21 protein-coding genes are annotated in these 24198 nt (G+C 63.7%); 10 read left to right on the forward strand and 11 right to left on the reverse strand.

Translation table 11 applies throughout. The features are described from left to right. The first annotated feature begins 25 nt into the window (after positions 1–25). From DPM33_RS17155 to DPM33_RS17165, 3 genes are all read left to right on the forward strand, one after another. Positions 26–859, forward strand: a complete 834-nt coding sequence (locus DPM33_RS17155) for a universal stress protein (protein WP_112098621.1) — start codon at positions 26–28, stop codon at positions 857–859. Positions 860–1000: 141 nt separating this feature from the next. Beyond that, positions 1001–1501 carry a xanthine phosphoribosyltransferase gene (gpt, locus tag DPM33_RS17160; RefSeq protein WP_112098622.1) on the forward strand — a complete coding sequence of 167 codons (501 nt, stop codon included), beginning with the start codon at positions 1001–1003 and terminating at the stop codon, positions 1499–1501. 197 nt (positions 1502–1698) lie between these two features. Beyond that, a complete protein-coding gene (locus tag DPM33_RS17165; RefSeq protein ID WP_112098623.1) occupies positions 1699–2187 on the forward strand; it encodes an NUDIX hydrolase in 489 nt (162 codons plus the stop codon). 106 nt (positions 2188–2293) lie between these two features. Here the strand turns inward: DPM33_RS17165 and DPM33_RS17170 are convergent, their stop codons facing one another. The 4 genes from DPM33_RS17170 to DPM33_RS17185 all read right to left on the reverse strand — a co-directional run bounded on the left by DPM33_RS17170 (position 2294) and on the right by DPM33_RS17185 (position 8595). Beyond that, entirely contained in the window at positions 2294–3463 is a 1170-nt protein-coding gene (locus DPM33_RS17170) for a hypothetical protein (protein ID WP_112098624.1), read from the reverse strand. Positions 3464–3837: 374 nt separating this feature from the next. Continuing rightward, entirely contained in the window at positions 3838–5643 is a 1806-nt protein-coding gene (locus tag DPM33_RS17175) for an ABC transporter ATP-binding protein (RefSeq protein WP_112098625.1), read from the reverse strand. Positions 5644–6087: 444 nt separating this feature from the next. After that, on the reverse strand, positions 6088–7764 hold the full coding sequence (locus DPM33_RS17180) for an NAD+ synthase (RefSeq protein WP_112098626.1): 1677 nt from the start codon (positions 7762–7764) through the stop codon (positions 6088–6090). A 117-nt stretch (positions 7765–7881) separates the two neighbouring features. After that, a complete protein-coding gene (locus tag DPM33_RS17185) occupies positions 7882–8595 on the reverse strand; it encodes a DNA-3-methyladenine glycosylase I (RefSeq protein ID WP_112098627.1) in 714 nt (237 codons plus the stop codon). 91 nt (positions 8596–8686) lie between these two features. Here DPM33_RS17185 and DPM33_RS17190 point away from each other — a divergent pair, with 91 nt between their 5' ends. Continuing rightward, positions 8687–9250, forward strand: coding sequence for a DUF1003 domain-containing protein (locus DPM33_RS17190; RefSeq protein WP_112098628.1), 564 nt, complete (start codon positions 8687–8689; stop codon positions 9248–9250). After that, on the forward strand, positions 9247–9846 hold the full coding sequence (locus tag DPM33_RS17195; protein WP_112098629.1) for a DedA family protein: 600 nt from the start codon (positions 9247–9249) through the stop codon (positions 9844–9846). Before DPM33_RS17190 ends, DPM33_RS17195 begins: the two co-directional genes overlap by 4 nt. 16 nt (positions 9847–9862) lie before the next feature. Here the strand turns inward: DPM33_RS17195 and DPM33_RS17200 are convergent, their stop codons facing one another. Both DPM33_RS17200 and DPM33_RS17205 read right to left on the reverse strand, forming a co-directional pair. After that, complete coding sequence (locus DPM33_RS17200) at positions 9863–10222, reverse strand: diacylglycerol kinase (protein WP_112098630.1); 360 nt, start codon at positions 10220–10222, stop codon at positions 9863–9865. A 78-nt stretch (positions 10223–10300) separates the two neighbouring features. Continuing rightward, complete coding sequence (locus DPM33_RS17205) at positions 10301–10720, reverse strand: GFA family protein (protein WP_112098670.1); 420 nt, start codon at positions 10718–10720, stop codon at positions 10301–10303. 321 nt (positions 10721–11041) lie between these two features. Between DPM33_RS17205 and DPM33_RS17210 the strand changes: the two genes are divergently transcribed. The 3 genes from DPM33_RS17210 (at position 11042) to DPM33_RS17220 (ending at position 13279) form a co-directional block, all read left to right on the forward strand. Beyond that, positions 11042–12112 carry a GGDEF domain-containing protein gene (locus DPM33_RS17210; RefSeq protein WP_112098631.1) on the forward strand — a complete coding sequence of 357 codons (1071 nt, stop codon included), beginning with the start codon at positions 11042–11044 and terminating at the stop codon, positions 12110–12112. 62 nt (positions 12113–12174) lie between these two features. Next, complete coding sequence (locus DPM33_RS17215) at positions 12175–12552, forward strand: antitoxin Xre/MbcA/ParS toxin-binding domain-containing protein (protein ID WP_112098632.1); 378 nt, start codon at positions 12175–12177, stop codon at positions 12550–12552. Further along, positions 12512–13279 carry an RES family NAD+ phosphorylase gene (locus DPM33_RS17220; RefSeq protein WP_112098633.1) on the forward strand — a complete coding sequence of 256 codons (768 nt, stop codon included), beginning with the start codon at positions 12512–12514 and terminating at the stop codon, positions 13277–13279. The genes DPM33_RS17215 and DPM33_RS17220 overlap by 41 nt, the downstream gene beginning before the upstream one ends. A gap of 58 nt (positions 13280–13337) precedes the next feature. Here DPM33_RS17220 and DPM33_RS17225 read toward each other — a convergent pair whose 3' ends face one another. Further along, a complete protein-coding gene (locus DPM33_RS17225) occupies positions 13338–14042 on the reverse strand; it encodes a hypothetical protein (RefSeq protein ID WP_112098634.1) in 705 nt (234 codons plus the stop codon). Positions 14043–14244: 202 nt separating this feature from the next. Between DPM33_RS17225 and DPM33_RS17230 the strand changes: the two genes are divergently transcribed. Further along, on the forward strand, positions 14245–15825 hold the full coding sequence (locus DPM33_RS17230) for an ArnT family glycosyltransferase (RefSeq protein ID WP_112098635.1): 1581 nt from the start codon (positions 14245–14247) through the stop codon (positions 15823–15825). Positions 15826–15913: 88 nt separating this feature from the next. Here the strand turns inward: DPM33_RS17230 and DPM33_RS17235 are convergent, their stop codons facing one another. The 3 genes from DPM33_RS17235 to DPM33_RS17245 all read right to left on the reverse strand — a co-directional run bounded on the left by DPM33_RS17235 (position 15914) and on the right by DPM33_RS17245 (position 21277). Then, entirely contained in the window at positions 15914–17287 is a 1374-nt protein-coding gene (locus DPM33_RS17235; RefSeq protein ID WP_112098636.1) for a class II 3-deoxy-7-phosphoheptulonate synthase, read from the reverse strand. 191 nt (positions 17288–17478) lie between these two features. Continuing rightward, positions 17479–20976 carry a transcription-repair coupling factor gene (gene mfd / locus DPM33_RS17240; protein WP_112098637.1) on the reverse strand — a complete coding sequence of 1166 codons (3498 nt, stop codon included), beginning with the start codon at positions 20974–20976 and terminating at the stop codon, positions 17479–17481. 13 nt (positions 20977–20989) lie between these two features. Next, entirely contained in the window at positions 20990–21277 is a 288-nt protein-coding gene (locus DPM33_RS17245) for an FAD assembly factor SdhE (protein ID WP_112098671.1), read from the reverse strand. 93 nt (positions 21278–21370) lie between these two features. Between DPM33_RS17245 and recG the strand changes: the two genes are divergently transcribed. Beyond that, positions 21371–23479 carry an ATP-dependent DNA helicase RecG gene (gene recG, locus DPM33_RS17250; protein WP_112098638.1) on the forward strand — a complete coding sequence of 703 codons (2109 nt, stop codon included), beginning with the start codon at positions 21371–21373 and terminating at the stop codon, positions 23477–23479. Here the strand turns inward: recG and DPM33_RS17255 are convergent. Further along, entirely contained in the window at positions 23431–24183 is a 753-nt protein-coding gene (locus tag DPM33_RS17255) for a DUF502 domain-containing protein (protein WP_112098639.1), read from the reverse strand. The two genes, recG and DPM33_RS17255, sit on opposite strands and share 49 nt — an antisense overlap. Positions 24184–24198: the final 15 nt, after the last annotated feature.

The following is a 24198-nucleotide window of genomic DNA, read 5'->3' on the forward strand; positions in this document are numbered from 1 at the left end:
GCGCCGACAGATTTGAGGGGACGTCATGCGCTTCAAGACAATCGTCGCCATCTTGCAGAACGAACAGGACGCCGAGCGCGTACTCGACTGCGCCCTTCCGCTTGCCGACCGGTTCGAAAGCCATCTCGTCGGCATCCATGCCGAGGCGCTGCCCGTCCCTTACACATCCGCCACCGGCTTCCCGGATACCGAATTCCTGCAGGTCTCGGCCGAGATGAACAAAGAACGCGCCGACAAGCTGCAGGCATATTTCCTGAAGCGGATCGAGGAATCCGGCCTGTCCTTCGAATGGCGGAGCCTGGAGAGCTTCTCGGGCGACAGCGCGCTGACCGGCCTGTCGAGCGTGCGCGCCGCCGATCTGATCATCGCAGCGCAGCGAGACACCGGCGGCGACCCGAGCGCCGATGTCGACACGCTGGTTTACGATGCCGGCAGGCCGGTGCTGGTCGTGCCCCATGCCGGCCCGCTGGTCACGACCTTCAGGCGCGTGCTGCTTGCCTGGAACGGCAGCAAGGAGGCGGCTCGCGCCGCATTCGACGCCCTGCCCTTCATCGCCGAGGCCGACAAGACGGACATTCTCGTCATCGACCCGCCGGAAACGCTGGATGAATCGCCGGAAGCGGCTGGCGCCGAGATCGCCGCGGCGCTCTCGCGCCACGGCGCCAATGTCAGCGTCTGCGTGCAGAAATCGGATGGATCCTCGGTCGACGACATCATTCAGGCCCGCATAACCGAGTCCGGCGCCGATCTTCTGGTGCTTGGCGCCTACAGCCACTCCTGGCTGCGCCAGCTCCTGTTTGGCGGCGTCACCCGCACGGTGCTGCGCACGACCAACGTGGCGGCTTTCCTGTCACGTTAGTAGACCCCGTCGCTTTCAACGCGCTGAGTCCACAGCCATCGCCAGCCCCGGCCCTTGCCAAGGCTGGCGCTTTCCGGCTAATTCCGCCTGCATTCCATTGATTTTGCGCGCCGCGGCGCGCGCTTGCGGAGTGCGCGAACCATGTCCCTTCCTGAAAAAGCCTTTCCCGTGTCCTGGGACCAGTTCCATCGCGACGCCCGCGCGCTGTCCTGGCGGCTTTCCGGCGCCAACAAGGGACAGTGGAAAGCGATCGTCTGCATCACCCGTGGCGGCCTGGTGCCGGCGGCCATCATAGCGCGCGAGCTCGGCATCCGGGTCATCGAGACGGTGTGCGTCGCCTCCTATCATGACTACACCAGCCAGGGGCAGTTGCAGGTTCTAAAGGAAATTTCGCCGCCGCTGCTCGCCGACGACGGGGCCGGCGTGCTCATCATCGACGACCTGACCGATACCGGCAAGACCGCCGGTATCGTGCGCGCCATGATGCCGAAGGCGCATTTCGCGACCGTCTATGCCAAGCCGAAGGGCCGCCCGCTGGTCGACACATTCGTTACCGAGGTCAGCCAGGACACCTGGATCTACTTTCCCTGGGACATGGGCTTCACTTACCAGAAGCCGATCGCGGACGATCACCCCGGCTGAGCGGCCGTCACATTTTCCAAACAATCTGCCTCGAAGGCGTGTCGTCCAATCACGCCAATGGCTGCAACTACTTGCGAGCTGACTTTTTCTGGTGGGATTTTCCGACGGAGTGAAGTTTTTTACTTTTAAAGCTCATAATTCGCCGTAAGATTCATAAGGTGGCAAACGATTCTGGAGGCTGGGGGCAGCTTTCTTCAATGTTGACGAGGCCTGCAACATATAGCGCTATGACCGAAAGAGTCAGAAGACTTTTCGGCACGGCACCATGTCGCCTGCAGGTTGCCGCCTTGCCCTGGCGTGAAGGCGAAAGCGGCGTCGAGATCATGCTGATCACCAGTCGCGACACCGGACGCTGGGTGCTGCCCAAGGGTTGGCCGGAGGCCAGGGAGGCGCTTTGCGAGGCCGCGGCACGTGAAGCGGGCGAGGAAGCCGGGTTGCGCGGCAAGGTCTCGCATCTTGAAGCCGGCCGCTATTTCTATGCCAAGGTCCTCGCCTCCGGCGAGGAAGTGCCTTGCGAAGTGCTGGTCTTTCCGCTGCATGTCGACCGCGTCGCCGACCGCTGGAAAGAGAAGCGCGCGCGAACGCGCAAATGGGTCGGCGCGACCGAGGCCGTTCAAATGCTGAACGAGCCGGACCTTTGCCAGATCATCGCCGGCTTCTGCGCCGCGCCGCATAAATTCGCCTGATTCAAGGCAATTCCAGGAAAATATGTGGCAGTTGGGCACGGCGGATTCGCCCTGGCTTCCGTCCGAAATTGCATGAAAACAAAGACTTAAATCGGCTCGGCGGTCGTCAGACGCGGCCGAAATCGTCGGAGCTGAGCCGGGTCCAGCGGTCGCCCATCAATCCGCCGATGAAGATGTCGCCGGAGCGAACCGCTTCCGCGACTTCGGCGATGCGCGAGCGGACCATCGTGCCCCCGGCATAACGGAAGAACACACGCTGGTGGCTGAAGAGCTGGGGCATCAATCGGCTCTGCGTCTGCCCCACGATGCCCACGCAGCCCATCTCCCGCGCAGCCGCGATAAGAGCATCGAGCGTGGCGCCCCAATGGGATCCGGACCCCTGGATTTGCAACAGGTTCGCAACGCCCCCGGCTTGACCGTAAAAGGCATAGCACCCAAGCATCTTGCCGGCGTCGTCGCAAATCCCGCCGAAATGAAGCGGCCCGTCGGCCCGCTTCTCGGCCGCCAGCGCGAGCAGCCGCGGCAACTCGCCATCCTTCCAGCTCGGTCGAAGAGCATAATCGGACATAAGCATCGGGAGCCGCTCCGCGAACTGCGCGGCGTCGATCGGCTCGCGATGGACCCGATGTGATGACGAATGCTGGGCCGGGAGTTCGGACCTTCTCCCTGCAAGGGCGTCGAATGCTCGCGCGCAGGGATCGAGCGCCAGGCGAGGCAGTCCAGGCCATTTGCGGTGCAACATGGCGGCGGCCATGGCGCCCGGCCGGAAAACACAGGTCCATTCCAGACAATGAACCGGCAACAGCTGATACTTCATAGGGCGCGCGAAGGCCAAGGATGTTCGGTTGGCCGAGTCAGTCAGGTATAGATCGTATTCGCCTTGATGCAGGGTACGCAGCAATTGCGGCCCGGCCCAACCGTGATCGGTGTTGGAGTCGGTCATGAAGGGGCCGATGATGGCCGCATTCAATGCCGTTCCGTTGAGCTCATAGCGGGCCTTCAGAACGCCCATGAACCCACCCAGACGGCCCTGCGGGTTGATCTGGACGAGAGCCTTGCTCTCGCCGCCGTCAAGATAAAGCTCACGCATATATTGCGCCGTCCGCGCAATCGCGCGATCGCGGTGGTGGCGACGATGGCGAAACTTCGTCAGGAAGAGTGCGGCGACATTCTCCAGATCCTCGGTCGTGAGCGGCCGAACAGAGCCGTGCTGAGAGTCCACGACCGGCGGCGCAGTGATCTTTTGTGGACCGGCATTTGAGGAATCAAGGTCCATTGTGAATGCCTATACGAGGCTGTCTGCCGATGGGCGAATCCTGCGGCCTCCCATGGAGACCACTTCCGATCGGCATCGCTATAAAACAAAATCTCCAACGGGCCGCGTCTACCATATCCGGTTTGCTTTTCTGTAAATACACGCCAGACGCTGCTTTGAACACTTTATCTTTACCGGCGACGTGAGTGAAAGGACTCAAGAAATCACCAAGTAGAAAGGAATTTGAACATCACGTTGCATCACTCTTGCCTTATGACGCGAGCACGGTTGCAATTGCGGACTTCAAGGGCAGTTCGAGTTGCGCCTTGCAAGAGAAGACAAAGGCGGCGCCGGGCAACTGACGGCGCCCGGCCGAGGCCGGGCGCTGTCCTTGATCAGCCGACAAGTCCTTTGGTCAATTCGAGCGCCTGACGCTCGAACAGCCGACGGTAGATGCCGCCATTGAGCCGGATCAGTTCGTCATGCGAACCTTCCTCGGCGATACGGCCGCGATCGAAGACCAGCAGCCGGTCGAGCGCCCGCACCGTCGAAAGCCGGTGCGCGATAACCAGCGTCGTGCGCCCCACCATCAGCCGCTCCATCGCCTTCTGGATCAGCACTTCCGATTCCGAATCGAGGCTCGATGTCGCCTCGTCCAGGATCAGGACGCGCGCATCGGCGAGGAAAGCACGCGCGATCGCCACGCGCTGACGCTCGCCACCCGACAGCTTCACGCCGCGCTCGCCGACCAGGGTTCCATAGCCCTTGGGCAGGTTGGCGATGAAGTCGTGCGCGCTGGCGAGCTTCGCCGCATGCTCGATGTCGGCCTGGCTGGCCCCCGGCCTTGCATAGGCGATGTTCTCGGCCAGCGAGCGGTGGAACAGGATCGGTTCCTGCTGGACGATGGCGATCTGGCCGCGCAGCGACGCCTGCTCGACCTTCGAGATATCCTGCCCGTCGATCAGGATCCGCCCCGCATTCACGTCATAGAGGCGCTGGATCAGCTTGACGAAGGTCGTCTTGCCCGAGCCCGAATGCCCCACCAGTCCGATGCGTTCACCCGCCGCGATATCGACCGAGAAATCGCGATAGAGCGGCAGCCGGTGATTGCCGTAGTGGAACGTCACCTTGTCGAAAGCGATACGCCCTTCGGTGATCCGGATCTGCTTGGCGCCGAGCCGGTCCTCGATGCCGAGCGGCTCGGACTGGAAGTCGACCAGTTCCTCCATGTCGTTGATCGAGCGCTGCAGGTTGCGGATATGCGTGCCGATGTCGCGCAGATAGCCCTGCAGCACGAAGAACGAGGTCAGCACGAAAGCGACATCGCCGGCGCTCGCCTCGCCCCATGCCCACAACATGAGCGCAAGGCCGATCACTGCCGCGCGCATCACGAGCAGCAGCACCCCTTGCGTCGTGCCGTTGGCGGTGCCGCGCATCCAGGTGCGGCCGGTGCGCAGACGCCATTTGGCCACGACGCGCGCCAGCCGCGCCTCCTCGCGGGCCTCGGCGCCGAAGCCCTTGACGACGGCGTTGCAGCTCACCGCGTCGGCCAGCGAGCCACCCAGCCGCGTGTCCCAACTGTTGGCGAGCCGGGCCGCAGGCGCGACATAGCCGAGCGACAGCATCGCCGTGACCGTGATGAACAGCACCGAGCCGGCGGCCACGACCGCTCCCATCAGCGGCCAGAACCAGCCGAGCAGCAGCGTCGAACCGACAAGCATGACGACCGACGGCAGCAGCGCGATCAGGATCGTGTCGTTGAGCAGGTCCAGCGCCCACATGCCGCGCGTTATCTTGCGCACCGTCGATCCGGCGAAGCTGTTGGCGTGCCAGTCCGTCGAGAAACGCTGCACCCGATGGAACGCATCGGCGGCGATGTCCGACATCATCTTCAGCGTCAGCTCGACGATCCACAGGAAAGCGACATTGCGCAGCACGACGCCGGCCAGCGCCAGCGCCATCAGGATCGAGAACGCCGTCATCGCCGCATTCCAGGCGACCGCGTCGGTCCCGGCGCCGCTGGCGACCGCGTCGACCAGCCGACCGGAATAGAAGGGTGTCAGCACGTCGGCCAGCGTCGAGAGCAGGAATGCGCCCATGATGAGAGAAAGCCGCCACGGCTGGTGGCGCCAGTGGCTGAAGGTAAAGCCGAGCACGCTGCGAAAGGCGCCGGCGCGCAGGTCGATCTTGAAACGAGCCATGATGTCATCCGGGCGCGAACGAGCCCGGTCCCGGTAAAGTCAAATTGGAAAACCCGCGTCTGGCCTTAAGGCGCCTTGGAAAACGGGAGGTTCAGTATGGGTAGGCCGCTCGCCCGAAGGTGGCGACCGGCAGCGGCAAAAGCCTGCCCTTGCGTCTGGCTCTCCGACAGATCTTCGGAAAGCCTAAGCAGACCTAGGCTTCGCGGCCTCGCATAACGATGTCAAATCCTGCCATACGGTCCTCCCGGAAGGGAATCGCGGAGTGGTTCTTATAGGGAGGCGTCAGCCGATCGCCAAGCCGGCCCACCGCCAAAACGACATCTGGCCCAAGCACTGCGACGAATTTGCAACAACGGCGGGTTGCACGCCCGGCCGCCGCAATCCCGAGCAATTCCAGGAAAAATGTGCACGGGTTTCCGTCCGGAACTATTTCAAAACGAAGCGCTAGCGGTCGCGGAACCGGTTGGTGATCGGATAGCGGCGGTCGCGGCCGAAATTCTTCCGCGTGATCTTCACCCCGGGCGCCGCCTGCCTGCGCTTGTATTCGGCGATGTAGAGCAGGTGCTCGACGCGAGCTACGGTCGCCCGGTCGTGGCCGCGCGCGACGATGTCGTCGACGCTCATCTCGTTCTCGACCAGGCACTCGAGAATATCGTCCAGGACCGGATAAGGCGGCAGCGAATCCTGGTCGGTCTGGTTTTCGCGCAACTCCGCCGACGGCGCCTTGTCGATGATGCTCTTCGGGATCACCTCTCCAGCGGGTCCGAGCGCGCCCGGCGGCACATGCGCGTTGCGCCAGCGCGACAGGGCGTACACCTGCATCTTGTAGAGGTCCTTGATCGGATTGAAGCCGCCATTCATGTCGCCATAGAGCGTGGCGTAGCCGACCGACATCTCGCTCTTGTTGCCGGTGGTGACGACCATCGAGCCGAACTTGTTCGAGATAGCCATCAGGATGGTGCCGCGCGCCCGGCTTTGTAGGTTTTCCTCGGTGATGCCTTCCTGGGTGCCCTCGAAGAGCTGCGTCAGCGCATGCCTGAAGCCTTCGACCGGCTCGGAGATCGGCACGATGTCGTAGCGGCAGCCAAGGGCGCGCGCGCAATCCTCGGCATCCTTCAGCGAATCCTTCGACGTGTAGCGGTAAGGCATCATGACGGTGCGCAGCCGCTCCTCGCCGAGCGCATCGACGGCCAAGGCCGCGCAGATCGCCGAGTCGATGCCGCCGGAAAGGCCAAGCACCACATTCTTGAAACCGTTCTTGTTGACGTAGTCTCGCAGGCCCAGCATGCAGGCGCGATAGTCGGCCTCCTCGCGCTCGGGGACCTTCGACATCGGGCCTTCCGAGCAGACCCAATGATCGCCTTTGCGCTTCCAGGTGGTGACGTCGACCGCGTCCTCGAACTGGCTCATCTGGAAGGCGAGCGTCTTGTCTGCCCCTATGGCGAAAGAAGCGCCGTCGAAGATCAGCTCGTCCTGGCCGCCGAGCTGGTTGGCGTAGATCATCGGCAGGCCGGTTTCGATGACCTGCCTGATCACGACCTGATGCCGGACGTCGATCTTGGCGCGGTAATAGGGCGAGCCGTTCGGCACCAAAAGAATCTCGGCGCCGCTTTCGGCCAGCGTCTCGCAGACGGCGACATCGCCCCAGATGTCCTCGCAGATCGGAATGCCGATGCGCACGCCGCGGAAATTGACCGGACCCTGCAGTTCCGGCCCGGCCTGGAAGACGCGCTTCTCGTCGAACTCGCCGTAGTTCGGCAGATCGAGCTTGTAGCGTTCCGCGATGATCTTGCCGCCATCGGCGAAGACGATGGAATTGTGCGTGCCGCTCCGGCGCTTCAGTGGTGTGCCGATGATGACGCCTGGCCCGCCATCGGCCGTATCCTTCGCAAAATCCTCGGCCGCCTTCTCGCAAGCCTTCAGGAAGGAAGGCTTCAGCACCAGGTCTTCCGGCGGATAACCGGCGAGGAAAAGCTCGGTGTAAAGCACCAGATCGGCGCCCTGTCGCGCCGCATCCGCCCTCGCCTCTCGCGCTTTTGCCAAATTGCCGGCAACGTCGCCGACGGTCGGGTTGAGCTGGGCGACGGCAATGCGCAGGATGTCGGGAGCGGTGTTGGCCATGTAGTGGATGTAGCGTGACCGAAATCGGCCCGCAATGGCGATTGCTTATACCAATTCCGATCAATCAATCGACGAATGTCGATCGATCGACAGTGGTGTCGATCCCAGCGGTTGAACCTAGTCGCCCATATACTCGCGCAGTGCCTCCGCCGAGCGGTTCTCGCCGATCGACATCGCCAGAATGCGCGAGATGTGGCGACGCGGCAGGCCGGCTTCGGCCGACCATTGGTTGATCTGCGCCTGAATCTTGTCGAGGTCCCGCTTCGAGGTCGGGTTTTCGGCGATATCGAGGCCGGCATCGCGCAAGGCCGCAGCCATGTCGGTGGAGACGACGAACGTATCCCATTCCAGCCAGCGCAGGAAATACTGGCCGGTGTTGCCGCCCAGCCGGCTACCATGCTTGGCGAGGTAGGCCGTCAGGCCGACCTGGTCGTCCGCTGGCCACCCGGCGATGAACTTGCCGAAGCTGCCGTGCTCCTTCGAGACGCGATCGACGAAAGCGGCATTGTCGCGCACCGATTTGATCTTCTGCGGATTGCGCACGATGCGGCTGTCCGAGGCTAGTTCGTGCCAGAAGTCGTCCGGCTGAAACAACAGCCGCTTCGGCTCGAAGCCGAGGAACGCTTCCTCGAAACCCGGCCATTTCTGCTCGATGACGCGCCACACGAAGCCGGCGGCGAAAATGCGCTCGGCCATGGTGGAGAGAATGCGATCGTCGGGGATTTTCGCAACTGCCAGGTTGTCGGGCTTAGGCCCAAGCAGCGGCGCCAGCACCGCCTCGCCGCCCTTGCGCTTTGCCGCCCGCGCATGGATTTTCTTGAAATCGAGCATCGTCGTCCTCGCCTGTTTGCCGCAATCTATCACTTCACCTTCGGCCCGGCAGCCTCTACGTCTATCGATGCTCTGCTGAAGGAGAGGACCAATGAACAAGATCGTCGAAGACATGGCGAACCGCCTGCTCAAGCGAAAGCCGGAAGGTCTCGGCCCGCTCGAGAGCCGCGTGCTTCAGTCGACGCTCGAGCGCACCACCATCACGCGCGATACCAACAAGGCCGTCGCCTTCCACGAGACCTATGGCGACCGCGTCGCCGACAGCATCGCAAGGATCGGCGGTTCCTGGTCGTTCATCCTCGCCTTCCTGGCCTTTCTCGTTGTTTGGACTGCCGGCAATGCCTGGCTGCTGACGCGCGACGCCTTCGACCCCTACCCTTTCATCTTCCTCAACCTTGTGCTGTCGATGCTTGCGGCGATCCAGGCGCCGGTGATCATGATGTCGCAAAACCGCCAGACTGAGCGCGACCGCATCGACGCGGCGCATGACTATGAGGTCAATCTGAAGGCCGAGATCGAGATCATGGCCCTGCATGAAAAGCTCGACGAGCTGCGCCACAGCGAGATCATCGGTATGCGGGACGAAATCCTGCGCATGGCCGAGCAGATCAGGCGCATCGACGAGAAACTATCGGCGCGGCCCGCGACAGAATGAACGAGACCATCCACCACCTCATCGAGCAATACGGGCTGATCGCGGTCTTCCTAGGCTGCGTCGCCGAAGGCGAAAGTGCCGCGATCCTTGGCGGCTTCTTTGCCCATCAGCACATCTTCGTGCTGTGGCAGACTTTCCTTGCCGCCTTCCTCGGCGCCTTCGCCGGCGACACGTTCTTCTTCACACTCGGCCGCAGCTTCGCCGATCATCCCTATGTGAGAAGACTGCGCCGGCGGCCAGGCTTCAGCCGCGCCTATCGTCTGCTCAACACCCATCCCAACATTTTCGTTCTGACCAACCGCTACATCTACGGCATGCGCCTGGTCGGCGGTATTGCAGCCGGCCTGTCGACGGTGCAAATGCCCCGTTTCGTCATCCTGAATGCCATCTCTTCCGCGGTCTGGGCGGCTCTGTTCAGCGGCATCGGCTATGTCTTCGGCCTGGGCGCGGAGCAGATGGTGGGCCAGGCGTTTGCGCGGCATGAGCGCCTGCTCATTGCCCTTGGTGTGGGTGTCGTCGTTGCAATTATTGCCTGGCTGGTCGGCCGGCACTTTGCCGCGCGCGAACGCGCCCGGGAGGATCAGACAAGATCCTGACTGCCGGCAGTTCCGATCAGATGGGCGCGCCGATGAGACGCTCGATGACGGCGATGCCCCAGACACCGCCTGCGATCACGATCGAAATCAGCACCGCCAGCGAACCGCAGTCCTTGGCAAGCTGGATCTCGATGTGAAATTCGCGCGAGATCGCGTCGCAGGCTGCCTCGATGCCGGTGTTGAGGACTTCGACCATGATCAACAGCAGAACCGCGCCGAGCAGCACGGCGTAGCCGCGCCAGGAGACCGAAATGAACCAGCCGGCCGGCAAGGCAAGCGCGAGCAAAAGCAGTTCCTGCTGGAATGCCTTTTCGTGCGCGGCCAACTTGCGGAAGGCTCGAACTGAATTGATGAAAGCATCGATCAGCCGCTGCATGCCTCTGCCCCTTTGCGAGTCACCGGCAGGGGATATCGCAATGGCGGGATCAAGGGAATAAGCCAGCCGCTGCAAAGTTCATCCGTCCGCGACCTTTATCGACGGCGTCGATTTTTCGAACTGCGGCAGCCCGTCCTCGATCGAATAGTAGTCGCCCTTGTCGCCGACGAAGATGTGACTTTCCGCCGAAAGGCCGCTCGGCCTCTCGAAGGAGCCGGCCATGATGGAGATCGTGTCCAATTCATTGTGCTTCCAGAAGAGCAGCGAGCCGCAGGTACGGCAGAAGCCGCGCTTCGCCGCGTCGGAGGCGCCGTACCAACTGAGCGCGTCGGCACCCTCGATGACGATATCGGCGTCCCTGGAGGCGGTTGCCGCCACGAAATGGCCGGTTTGCCGACGGCACTGCGAGCAATGGCAATAGACGACGCCGCGCAACGGGCCGCTCGTCCTGAAACGCACCGCCCCGCACAGGCACGATCCGCTGTGGTTGTCGTCCATTCCGGTCTCCTTCGGCATCATCTTTCCCGATCGTTTGCCGGATAGAATTTCAGTTTTGCAGTGACTGGGCACAGGCAAATGCGACACCGAAGCGACGTGTTTCAAAAGCTGCGCCCGCACCGCGCTACAGCCTGTGGTAGCAACAATAATGAGCAAATGTGGGCTATTAAGGAAACTTTAGCGCAACTGCATTTATGATTCCCACAAGCGGAGGTCGTGAGGGGACGCGCCGTCGCATTCGCAATTCCGATTCAATCCCCGCGTGAGCGACTCCCGGCGGTGGCAGGTCTCCGGTCGCACTGAAGGGGCAGTGAAGACGATATGCAACCGGCAGCCATTCCGACCGACAGAAACGCCGACATTGCCAGTCAGGTCGTGGCGACGATGCGCCAGCTGGGCGTGCTCGGTCTGCCGCGCAACTATGAGATTTTTTACGAGGCGCTCAGCGGCAGCAATCATGAACTCAGCGTTGCCGTCGTCTCGCTGAGCAACCGACCGACCCAAGATGATCTCGACCGCATCGGGCGCGCCTTTTTCCCGCAGCACCACGGCCCCGCAATCGTCGAGCATGCCCGGGATATGATCGCCAAGGAATTGGAGGACATAGCCGCGCTGCTGCGCAACGAACGCACGCATATCGAGAAATACGGCCGTATCCTCGACGAGACCTCGAGCGGCTTGAGCAACCGCAGCCTGCTTTCGCAGGAACTGCTGCACAAGATTGCCGGAGCCATGTCGGCCGCCACCAATTCGACGCTCGATCACAACCGCCAGATCTCCAGCACGCTCAACGAAAAGACGGCAGAGCTTGAAAGCGTCAAGTCGAAGCTCGAGGAATACAAGCGGCTTGCCGACACGGATCCGCTGACCCAGCTCTGGAACCGCCGCGCCTTCGACAAGGAGATCACCCGGATCTACAACAGCAATCGCGGCATACTGTTCAACGCCCTGATCCTAGCCGACATCGATCATTTCAAGGACATAAACGATCGCTACGGCCACCCTGTCGGCGACAGGATTCTGCAGATCATCGCCGAAATCTTCCAATCGAGCGTGCGTCCGGACATGTTCGTCGCGCGCACCGGAGGCGAGGAATTCGCGCTGATCGTCGAAGGCGCCAGCGAGGACGCCACCTGCGAAATCGCCGAGCGCATCCGGGCGCTGATCGAGCAGACCCCGTTCACCAGCAGTCAGAGCGGCATCAACTACGGCACCGTCACCGTATCGCTGGGCGTCTGCATGGCCTCGGAGGCGGATAGCCCCGAAGATCTCTACACCAAGGCGGACCGGGCGCTTTATCGCTCCAAGGTCGGCGGCCGCAACCGCGTGACGCGGCACTCGGCCACGGCCAATCGGGCCGGCAAGGGCTGGCTGCTCTATAAGAAAGACTGACACGGCCCTTTCCAGATGAATTTTTGTGGATTATATTTTCCACAGAAATGAAGGGTGCGCTCATGCAACGTCCAGTCGCGGCCGCGACGGCGGCCGAAAACGCCGTCATCACCAAAGCCACGCTGCGCGCGGCCGACTTGCTCGACATCACCGCCAAGACACTTGCATTGGTCATCGGCGTGTCGGAAGCGACGGTCTCGCGCATGCGCAAGCAGGAATTCCTGCTTGAACGCGGCACCAAGCCGTTCGAGCTGGCGGTGCTGTTCGTGCGCCTGTTCCGCTCGCTCGACGCCATCGTCGGCGGCGACGAGACCGTCGCCCGGGCATGGCTGAAGAATCCCAACACCGCGCTCGACGGCGCGCCGCTCGAAAAAATCCTGACGATTGCCGGACTTGTCGATGTCATTGCCTACCTGGACTCCCGCCGCGCTCTCGTCTGAGGCCGTCAGGCTCGAAGGCAAGTACTGGCGAATGGTCGAGGCGCAACACCGCGTCTCGACCCTCAAGCTCGTCGACACGCTCGACGAGCAGGCGCTGCTGGAGGACCTCATCGAGAGCACCAAGCCGCGGATCCCGATGGAATGCCGCCACCTCCACTATCTGCTGGCGACGCCCTTTCGCTACGGCTCCGTCTATCCGTACGGCTCGCGTTTCCGCCGCGCCGGCAAGACCAAAGGCGTCTATTATGCCGCCGAGACGGTGCTGACGGCGGTGGCCGAAATGGCCTTCTACCGCCTGCTGTTCTTCGCGGAATCGCCGGCGACGCAATGGCCGAACGACGCGGCCGAATACACCGCCTTCGCCGCTGCGATCAGATGCGACAGCGCCATCGACCTGACACGGCCGCCACTCGATCGCGACGAGGTGGCCTGGACGCAGGCCACCGACTACGCCGCTTGCCAGGCGATCGCCGACGTCGCGCGCGAGGCCGAGCTGCAGGCGATCCGCTATCGCTCGGTGCGCGATCCGAAGGGCGCCAACATCGCGCTTTTGACATGCAAGGGCTTTGCCAAGGCAAAGCCGCTGGAGCCGCAGACCTGGCGCATCCGCATTGGCTCGTTCGGCATTCAGGCGATCTGCGAATTTCCAGACAAGCGGCTCGAATTCTCACGCGCCGCCTTTGCCGATCCGCGACTGGCAGGCATGCGCTGGGAGCGCGGCCACTGAACTCGGAGAACTGTATCGGGATTCAGGTCAGGCCGGTCTTACCCCAAACCCGATAAAGCTACGCAAGGATGTTCACGGCACGCGCGGCCACCAGCGCGATCGTCAACAGCGAGATCATCGCTTCGGCCATCATCAGCAGCTTCGCGCGCTGCGATAGCGGCAAAGTGTCGGTCGGCGAGAACGCGGTGGCATTGGTGAAAGCCAGGAAGACATAGTCGACGAAGCCCGGCAGCCAGCCCTGGATCTCACGATCGGGCAGCGTCATTTGCGGGAACAGGAAGTCCGCCTGCGCCCGCTTGACCAGGCCGCAGGTCGGTGGACCGCCCCTGTCGGTGCTCCAGAACCACAGCGCGAAGACGATCACGTTGGTGACCCAGATGTTGAGCGCATCGACGAGCAGCGTCGTGCCGGCGCCGGCATGCCCTTGCAGCAGGGCCCGCACCAGGAAAGCCAGCGATCCGCAATTCATGATGCTGATGACGCCGGTCATCACCAATGCCGTGCGGCGGATGTAGAGGCGCAGTTGTCCGATCGCGTACCAATGCTCGTGGTCGACTGCGGTGCGCGTCTGCATCTGCGTCCAGGCCGTCGCGATCGAGAGTGGCAGGAGCAGCGCCGCCTCGACAGTCGGGGCAACCCAGCGCGGAGCAAAGGACAGGTTGTTGATGACCAGAAGCTGCAGGCAGATGATGACGAGAACCGCCGCGCGCGCCGACCAGAAGTCGAGCCCACGGTGATGGATGACGGCGTGCTGGTGACGCATGGAGGCACCTGAAAATGGCTAGAATCGCAGCGCCCCTTGAGCAGCGGGCCGGTTCCAGCCATCAGCCGGCCGCGGTCTTGCGCAAAGCGCCGGCGACGGGTTCCATGGCAATCTTGGTTTTACGATGTTGTGGCAGCATACATTTTCGTAAGCTTTCGCTATCGGACTGTTCAGAAATCCGCCGGTGTGATTTTAGGCCCGCATGTCGAGAACCAGCGAATCCGTTCACCTTTGGCCCGCGGCGGCCGCGGCGGAGGGCAATCTGTCTTCGATCTGGAACGGCCTGATCCGGCGCCCATGGCGATTGCTGGCGCTTTTGTGCCTGGTCCAGATCGCTTGCTGGACCTTCATGCCGGCGCTCGTCAACGTTGGGCCGCCACGCGACGTCGTCGAGGGTTTCATGTGGGGGCGCGAATGGGTGCTGCTGACCTACAAGCACCCGCAACTGCCCTGCTGGCTGCTCGAGATCAGCCATCTGCTGACCGGCTCATTCCGCTGGCCGCAATATATGCTGTCACAACTGATGGTCTCGACGACTTTCGTCCTGGTCTATCTTCTCGCGCGTGACATCATGGGTTCGACCCGCGCGATCGCGGCCGTGTTGTTGATGCCGTCGATCTATTTCTTCGGCTGGCCGACCCCGCAATTCAACCATGACTACGCGCAGATGCCTTTCTGGGCCGGTGTCTCGTGGCTCTTGTGGCGGGCGGCACGTGACGGACGGCCTGGCTGGTGGCTCGCCCTCGGCCTCGTTTCCGGCCTGGGTCTCTACGCCAAGTTCTCGACGGCCTTGCTGCTGGCGTTTGGTGGCGCCTGGCTGTTGTACGACACCCGTGCCCGAAGCCGCCTGGCGACCCCATGGCCATGGCTCGGCCTTGCTGTTTTTCTGGGCGTCGTTGCGCCGCTGGCGGTCGAGCTTTTCCGCCTCGATTTCCTGCCGCTGACCTATGCCGCGCATCGCAACGCCTGGGTGATCGCCAACCGCCCCCGGCTCTACTACATCGGCGTTCAGCTTGCCGGGCTTTCCGCTTTTCCCGTCGTTCTCGCTCTTTCCGGCCTAACGCGACGGCAGGGAGGGTCCGCGCAAGACCCGCTGCCGACCGACCCTGCCCCGGAGCGGCGCGCGATCGTCTACCTGGCCTGGATGGGTCTGGGGCCGGCGCTGCTGATCATGGTCGCCTCGCTGTTTACCGGCACCGGCGAAGCCTGGGGCGCCACGATGTACAATCTGGTCGGCGCCCTGGCGGTTGCGCTGCTCGGCCAGCGGCTGGGGCCCACGGAGTTGCGCCGGTTGACGGTGCTGGCACTGCTATGCGTGGTCGGCGTATCGAGCGCCTATGCGGCGACCCGCTGGACAGGCTGCAATGTCCTCGGTCGCCCGCAGCCAATGTGCTGGCCGGCACGATCGATCTCGGAAACGGCCGAGGCGATCTGGCACGAGACGGTGCCCGGGCCACTGGGCATTGTCGGCGGCGAGGACGGCGTGGCCCAGCTTGCCGGGCTGGAAGCTGCTGACCAGCCCTCGATCTTCACGAACCTCGACAGGCGCCTTGCCCCCTGGATCACCGACCAGCGCCTGCGGGATCAGGGCATGCTGCTGGTCTGGCCAACAGGCTGGAAACTCACGCCGCTGCAGCAGGCCTGGATTGCCGGCCTGCCGGTCAAGACGGCGCTTTTCGACTGGTCGCTCAAACGGCGGCCGATGGAGATCAGCTTCGCCGTCATTCCTCCCGGCAGAACCAGTTTCCCGGGCGACCCGCCCGGACCGCCCGACCCGGAATGACCAGCAGCCCGCACTGAATCCATCCGCCAAATGAAAAAGGCGCCGACATGGCTGCCAGCGCCTCCAATGATCAAGCGCTCCAGCCTTTTCAGGCGTTCGCAGCCTGTTTGTGGTGCACCGGATGGCTCTTCTTGAGCAGGTCCGAAACAAGGAAGGCAAGTTCGATAGCCTGGTCGGCGTTGAGGCGCGGATCGCAATGGGTGTGGTAGCGATCCTGCAAGTCTTCCGCCGTGATCGCGCGGGCGCCGCCCGTGCATTCGGTGACGTTCTTGCCGGTCATCTCGACATGGATGCCGCCCGGATGCGTGCCCTCGGCGCGGTGCACCTCGAAGAAGGTCTGCACTTCCTTGAGGATGCGGTCGAACGGACGCGTCTTGTAGCCCGCCGCCTCGATCGTGTTGCCGTGCATCGGATCGGACGACCACACCACGTTGCGGCCTTCCTTCTTCACCGCCCGCACCAGCTTCGGCAGGTGCTCGGCAACCTTGTCGGACCCAAAACGGGCGATCAGCGTCAGCCGACCCGGCTCGTTCTCGGGATTGAGCAGGTCGATGAGCTCCAGCAAGCCGTCCGGCGTCAGCGATGGCCCGCATTTCAGGCCAAGGGGATTCTTGATGCCGCGGCAATATTCGATATGCGCATGGTCGGGCTGGCGGGTGCGGTCGCCGATCCAGATCATATGGCCCGAGGTCGCGTACCAGTCGCCCGAGGTCGAGTCGACGCGCGTCAGCGCCTCCTCATAGCCGAGCAGCAGCGCTTCGTGGCTGGTGTAGAAATCCGTCTCGCGCAGCGCGAAATTGGTTTCCGACGTGATGCCCACCGCGCGCATGAAATCCATCGTCTCGGTGATGCGGTTGGCGAGCGATTCGTACTTCTCGCCCTGCGGGCTGTCGGCAACGAAGCCCAGCATCCAGCGGTGCACGTTCTCCAGGCTGGCATAGCCGCCCTGCGCGAAGGCGCGCAGAAGGTTGAGCGTCGCGGCCGACTGGCGGTAGGCCATCTCCTGGCGCGCCGGATCCGGGATGCGCGACTTGGCGTCGAACTCGATGCCGTTGATGATGTCGCCACGGTAGCTCGGCAGCGTCACGCCGGCTTTCGTCTCGTTGTCGGACGAGCGCGGCTTGGCGAACTGGCCGGCGACGCGGCCGACCTTAACCACCGGCTGCGCGCCGGCGAAGGTGAGCACCACCGACATCTGCAGGAAGACGCGGAAGAAGTCGCGGATGTTGTCGGCGCCATGCTCTGCGAAGCTTTCCGCGCAATCACCGCCCTGGAGCAGGAAGGCCTCGCCGGCGGCGACCGCCGCGAGTTGCTTCTTCAGCTTGCGCGCCTCGCCGGCAAAAACCAGTGGCGGGAAGGTTGCAAGTTGAGCTTCGGTGGCCTTGAGCGCCGCAAGATCCGGATAGGCCGGGACCTGCTTGATCGGCTTTGCTCTCCACGAATTCGGCGACCATTTCGTCATCGCTGCACCCAAACGCCCTTTAGGAGCAACTCCAGGGAAAACTGTGAAATTTCCGTCGGAATTGCGTCAAACAAACCGGCGAACGCGCTTGCCCGCCATTCCAGCCTCATTACGAGGTCGCGGCTCCTTACACCAAGCCGATTACCTATTCTAGCCGGGTTTTTCAGTGGTGGCGAATGGTCCTGGTGCGCTTACGCGGCCTTGTCGACCAGCCGCGCCAGCTGCGTCATCACCACGGCCGATCCCGCCAGGCGCTTTTCGGCGTTCGGCCAGTCGCGCATGAAGACGACGCTGTGGTCGGCCCTGATCTTGGCCAGCGAGCCCTGCTCGCCGATGAACTTGACCAGCCCGACCGGGTTGGGGAACTCGCGCCTGCGGAAGTGGATGACGATGCCCTTGGGGCCGGCGTCGAGCTTCTCGACATTGGCCTTGCGGCAGAGCGCCTTGATGAAGACGATCTTCAACAGATGCGTCACCTCTTCCGGCAGCGGCCCGAAACGGTCGATCAACTCGGCGCCGAAACCGTCGATCTCCTCGGTGGTTTCGAGATCGCCGAGGCGGCGGTAGAGCGCCATCCTGAGCTGCAGGTCGGGCACATAGCTTTCCGGGATCATCACGGCGGTACCGACCGCGATCTGGGGCGACCAGCCGCCGTCCTGCACCTCGCCCGTGTCCTTCACTTCGGCGACAGCCTCCTCCAGCATCTGCTGGTAGAGTTCGAAGCCGACCTCCTTGATATGGCCCGACTGCTCTTCGCCCAGAAGATTGCCGGCGCCACGGATGTCGAGATCGTGGCTGGCGAGCTGGAAGCCGGCGCCCAACGTGTCGAGCGACTGCAGCACCTTCAGCCGCCGCTCGGCCGTGTCGGTGAGCTTGCGGTTGGCCGGCAGCGTGAACAGCGCATAGGCGCGCACTTTCGAGCGGCCGACGCGGCCGCGCAGCTGGTAAAGCTGGGCGAGACCGAACATATCGGCGCGATGGATGATCAACGTGTTGGCGGTCGGGATGTCGAGGCCGGATTCGACGATGGTCGTCGACAGAAGCACGTCGTACTGGCCGTCGTAAAAGGCGTTCATGATGTCGTCGAGTTCACCCGGCGGCATCTGGCCATGGGCCACCGCGACCTTCAGCTCCGGCACGGATTCGCGAAGGAAATCATGGATTTCGGCCAGGTCACTGATACGCGGCACGACGTAGAAGGAATGGCCGCCGCGATAGCGCTCGCGCAGCAGCGTCTCGCGGATGACCAGCGGATCGAAGGGCGAGATGAAGGTGCGCACCGCCATGCGGTCGACCGGCGGCGTGGCGATCAGCGACAGTTCGCGCACACCGGTCAGCGCCAATTGCAGCGTGCGCGGGATCGGCGTCGCCGACAGCGTCAGCACATGCACGTCGGACTTGAGATCCTTCAGCCGTTCCTTGTGCTTGACGCCGAAATGCTGCTCCTCGTCGATGATCAGAAGGCCGAGGCTCTTGAACGAAATCGAGCTGCCGAGCAGCGCGTGCGTGCCGACGACGATGTCGACCGTGCCTTCGGCAATCCCCTTCTTGGTTTCGGCCAGTTCTTTGGAACCGACCAGGCGCGAGGCCTGCGCGATGCGGATCGGCAGGCCGGAAAAACGCTGCGAGAAGGTCTTGAAATGCTGGCGCGACAGCAAGGTCGTCGGCACCACCACCGCGACCTGGAACCCTTCCATCGCCGCGATGAAGGCGGCGCGCAGCGCCACCTCCGTCTTGCCGAAGCCGACATCGCCGCAGACTAGGCGGTCCATCGGCTTGCCGGCGCCGAGATCGTCCATGACGGAATCGATCGCGGTCTGCTGGTCGTCGGTCTCCTCATAGGGGAAGCGCGCGGCGAATTCGCCATAGAGCCCTTCGGCGGGAATCATGGTTGGCGCGGAGCGCATCTGCCGCTCGGCTGCGATGCGGATAAGCTGTCCGGCCATGTCGAGCAGGCGCCGTTTCAGCCGCGCCTTGCGCGCCTGCCATGCGCCGCCGCCAAGCTTGTCGAGTGGTGCTTCGGCCGAATCCGAGCCGTATCGTGAAAGCAGTTCGATGTTTTCGACCGGCAGGAACAGCCGGTCGTCGCCGGCATAGTGGATTTCGAGACAGTCATGCGGCGAGCCGACCGCCTCGATGGTGCGCAGACCGATGAAACGGCCAATGCCGTGGTCGGCGTGGACGACGATGTCGCCGGAAGACAGCGACGAGGCCTCGGCGATGAAATCGGAAGCCTTCTTCTTGCGCTTCGAGCGCCGGATCAGCCTGTCGCCGAGAATGTCCTGCTCGGCGACGACGACCATCTCGTCGGTCTCGAAACCGGATTCGAGCGGCAGCACGGCGAGCCCCGCCTGGCCCTGCTCGAGTTTTTCGACTTCAGCCAGTGTCGCGACCGACTTGAGATTGCCGAGGTGATGCTCGGCCAGAATCTGGCCGAGCCGGTCGAGCGAGCCTTCCGTCCAGCCGGCGACGATAACGCGGCGGCGCGCGGCGCGCTCATCGGCAATGTGCTTTACGACGACGTCGAAGACATTGATGTTCGGGTCGGCGCGCTCCTCGGCAAAACTGCGCCCCTGCCGAGAACCGCCATGAAACACCCTTTTGCCACCGACATCGGGCGCGTCGAAGACGGTGAAGTCGATGTCTTCGCGCGGCCCGAGCGAGGCTTTGAGGTTTTCCGGCGACAGATACAGCAGATCCGGCGCCACAGGCTTGTAGGGCACGGCGTCCTTCAGCGCGCTGTCGGCCTGTTTCCGGCGCGCCTCATAGTGGTCGAGGATCAGCGTATGCCGCTCGGCCAGCGCCTCGTGCGCAAGATGATCGAAGACCACGGGCGCATCCGGCAGATAGTCGAACACCGTCTCCAGCCGCTCGTAGAAGAACGGCAGCCAGTGCTCCATGCCGGCAAAGCGCCGGCCTTCGCTGACGGCGGCATAGAGCGCGTCGTCGCGCGAGGGCGCGCCGAAGGCCTCGATATAGGAGCGGCGGAAGCGGCTGATCGTCTCCGGCGTCAGCGCGACCTCGCTCATCGCCTGCAGCGACATCGACTTGCGCTGCCCGGTGGTGCGCTGGGTGGCGACGTCGAAGACGCGGATCGATTCCAGCGTGTCGCCGAAGAAGTCGAGGCGCAACGCCTCGCTCCAGCCCGGCGCGAACAGGTCGAGGATGCCGCCGCGCACCGCGAATTCGCCGAGGCCGCGCACCGTCGGCACGCGCTCGAAGCCGGAGGTCTCCAGCCGCGCGATCAGCGCGTTCATGTCGATCTGGTTGCCGGGCCTGGCGTGGAAGGTCTGCGCCTCGATCAATTCGGCCGGCGGAATGCGCTGCAGCAGTGCATTGGCGGTGGTGAGGATCACCGCGCGATGCGGCTTCTTCGCCAGCGCAATCATGGACGAAAGCGCGTCGAGTCGCCGCGCCGCGGCATCGGCGCCGGGCGAAACGCGGTCGTAAGGCAGGCAGTCCCATGCTGGCAGTTCCAGCACCGGCAGGCCTGGCGCGGCGAAGGCAAGCGCCTCGATGATCGCCGGCAGCCGCTGCCCGTCGCGCGCCACGAACAGCACCGGCTTGTCGGGCGCGATCTCCTGAGCCGTTTGCACCAGCGCGAAGGCTTCGTAGCCGTCGGCGACGCCGTCAACGGTGAACTGGCCGACGCGGCCCTTCGGCAGGCCGATTGTGGGGATAAGGCTCATGGATATGCGTTTTTCAAAATGTCATGGTCCGGCGCGACGCCAGGATCTTCTGCAGCACCGCGCAATCGATATCGGGCGGAACCGGGCGCTCGCCGGTGACCATTGGGAAAAATTCAGTATCGGGAATTTCGAGAAGTCTTTCATATTGGTCGATTTCGTCGCCGGTCAAGGCGCCGATCTCGGCATCGGCGAAGGAACCGAGGATCAAGTCCATCTCGCGCATGCCGCGATGCCAGGAACGGAACAGGAGCTTGCGGCGGCGCGCGTCCAGCCCCTCGCTTGATCGCTGTGTTCCGGTCATGGCGCCGCATCCCTGTTCGAAGCGGCGCATATAGCGTGGATAGAGAGCGGTGTCAGCCTTTGCGCTGCCGCCGTCGCGACATAAGCTGACACGATGCGTCCTTCCATCCTCGATCCCCTGTTCGTCCCGATCACCTCGCTCGCCGGCGTCGGCCCGAAGGTTGGCTTGCTGATCGAGCGGATCGTGCCGGCTGATCTCGGCGATCGCACCGCGCGCGCAGCCGACCTTCTGTTTGTGCTGCCCAACACCGTGATCGACCGCCGCAACCGGCCCGGCATCGCACTGTCGGCCGAAGGCCAGATCGTCACGCTCGACGTGCGGGTCGACCGCCACCAGCCGCCGCCGCGCGGCAACAGGTCGGTGCCGTACCGGGTTTACGCCCATGACGACACCGGCGAGGTCGCGCTGACCTTCTTCCACGCCCATGCCGCCTATCTGCAGAAGCAACTGCCCGAAAGTGAGCGGGTCGTGATCTCCGGCCGCATGGAGTGGTTCAACGGCCGCCCCACCATGGTCCATCCCGACCATATCGTGCTGGCGAGCGAAGCCGAGGGTCTGCCGCTGGTCGAGCCGGTCTATCCGCTCACCGCGGGCCTGTCGGCAAAGGTGCTGCGCCGCGCCATCGGCCAGGCGCTCGGCCGGCTGCCGGAACTGCCGGAGTGGCAGGACGACGCCTTCATGCGCCGCCATACGTTTCCGTCCTTCGGCGATGCGCTTGCCCGAATCCACTATCCGAAGGACCCGATCGACGTTGCCGTCGAGGGCTCGGCGTGGCGCCGTCTCGCTTATGACGAGCTGCTTGCCGGCCAGGTATCGTTGGCGCTGGTGCGAGCAAAGATCCGCCGCCTCTCGGGCCGGCCGCTCACCGGCGACGGCAGCATCGTCGAGAAACTACGAGCCGCCCTGCCCTATAAGCTCACCCCAAGCCAGGAATTCGCGCTTGGCGAGATCAACGCCGATCTCGCCGATCCCGAACGCATGCTGCGCCTGCTGCAGGGCGATGTCGGCTCCGGCAAGACGGTGGTGGCGCTGCTGGCCATGGCGCGCGCGGTCGAGGCCGGCGGCCAGGCGGCGCTGATGGCGCCGACCGAAATCCTGGCGCGCCAGCATCTAGCGACGATCGCGCCGCTGGCGGAAAAGGTCGGCCTGCGCCTCGCTATCCTGACCGGCCGCGAAAAAGGCCGCGAACGCACGGAGACGCTTGCAGGCCTTGCCAGCGGCGCGATCGACATCGTCGTCGGCACGCATGCGCTGTTCCAGGAAACCGTCACGTTCCGCGACCTCGTTCTTGCCGTCGTCGACGAGCAGCACCGTTTCGGCGTCCACCAGCGCCTCGCCATCACCGCCAAGGGCGATGCGCCGGACATGCTGGTGATGACGGCCACGCCGATTCCACGCACGCTGGTGCTGACCGCCTTCGGCGACATGGACGTCTCGAAGCTCACCGAAAAGCCGGCCGGCCGGCAACCAATCCGCACCGTGACCTTGCCGATGGAGCGGCTGGACGAACTGGTCGGGCGCATGCGCGACGCTGTCGCCGAGGGACAAAAGATCTACTGGATCTGCCCGTTGGTCGAGGAATCCGAGGAAATGAAACTGATGTCGGCGGAGGACCGTTTCGCTTCGCTGAAACCGCTGTTCGGCGACCGGATCGGCCTGGTGCATGGCCGCATGAAGGGCGCGGAGAAGGACGAGGCGATGCGCGCCTTCAAGCAGGGCGAAACGCGTATATTGATCGCCACGACCGTCATCGAGGTCGGGGTCGATGTACCGGACGCGACCATCATGGTCATCGAGCATGCCGAACGCTTCGGCCTTGCCCAGTTGCACCAGTTGCGCGGCCGCGTCGGGCGCGGCGACAAGTCGTCCTCCTGCGTCCTGCTCTACAAGGAGCCGCTCGGCGAGACCGCCAAACGCCGGCTTTCTGTGATGCGCGAGACCGAGGATGGCTTCCGCATCGCCGAGGAAGACCTGAAACTGCGCGGTGAAGGCGAATTGCTGGGCACAAGGCAGTCCGGCACGCCCGGCTTCCAGGTGGCGCGCATCGAATTTCATGCCGACCTGCTCGAAGCCGCGCGCGATGACGCGCGGCTGATCCTGTCGCGCGACCCGGAACTGCAGTCCGAACGCGGCGAGGCGCTCAGGCTGTTGCTTTACCTGTTCGGGCGCGACGAGGCGGTGCGGCTGCTGCGCGCCGGCTGAGCGCCGAGCGCCGGATTGGCTAAAGCCCCCTCGATGGGCTCGCCGTTCAACGTCACCAGCTTGGCCTTGACCTCCGGCGCCACCATGCCAGCCGACACGATCAGCTTGGCGCCGTCCTCGATCGACATGTCGAGCAGCACGATCTCGGATTTATGCACATACATCAGGAAGCCCGTGGTCGGGTTCGGCGTGCAGGGCATGAACACCGCGACCAGCGGATCGCCTTCCTGGTCGAGCTTCTGGTTGATCTCGGTTTCCTTCTCGCTGGCGACGAAGACCAGCGACCAGACACCCTTGCGCGGATATTCGACCAGCCCGACCTGGCGGAACATGTCACCCTTGTTCGATAGCACCGTCTCGAAAATTTGCTTCAGCGACCCATAGATGCCGCGCACCAGCGGCATGCGGCCGAGCAGCCGCTCGCCGAAATTGACGATGGCGCGGCCTACGATATTGGCCGTCAGGAAGCCGATCAGCGTGATCAGGATAAGCGCCACGATCAGCCCGAAGCCGGGCACCGGAAACGGCAGGTAGGTGTCGGGATTGTAGCGGGCGGGGATGTAGGGCTTCACCCAGGAATCGACCCAGCCGATCAGCGACCAGGCGATATAGGCCGTGATCGCCAGCGGCGCGCAGACGATGAAGCCGGTCAGGAAATAGTTCCTCAGCCGGGTCATGCCAGAGGTCTTCAGGGCGTCGGACATGCGTTCACCACGGCG

Origin of the sequence: Mesorhizobium hawassense, assembly GCF_003289945.1 — a bacterium.
Taxonomy (GTDB): domain Bacteria; phylum Pseudomonadota; class Alphaproteobacteria; order Rhizobiales; family Rhizobiaceae; genus Mesorhizobium; species Mesorhizobium hawassense.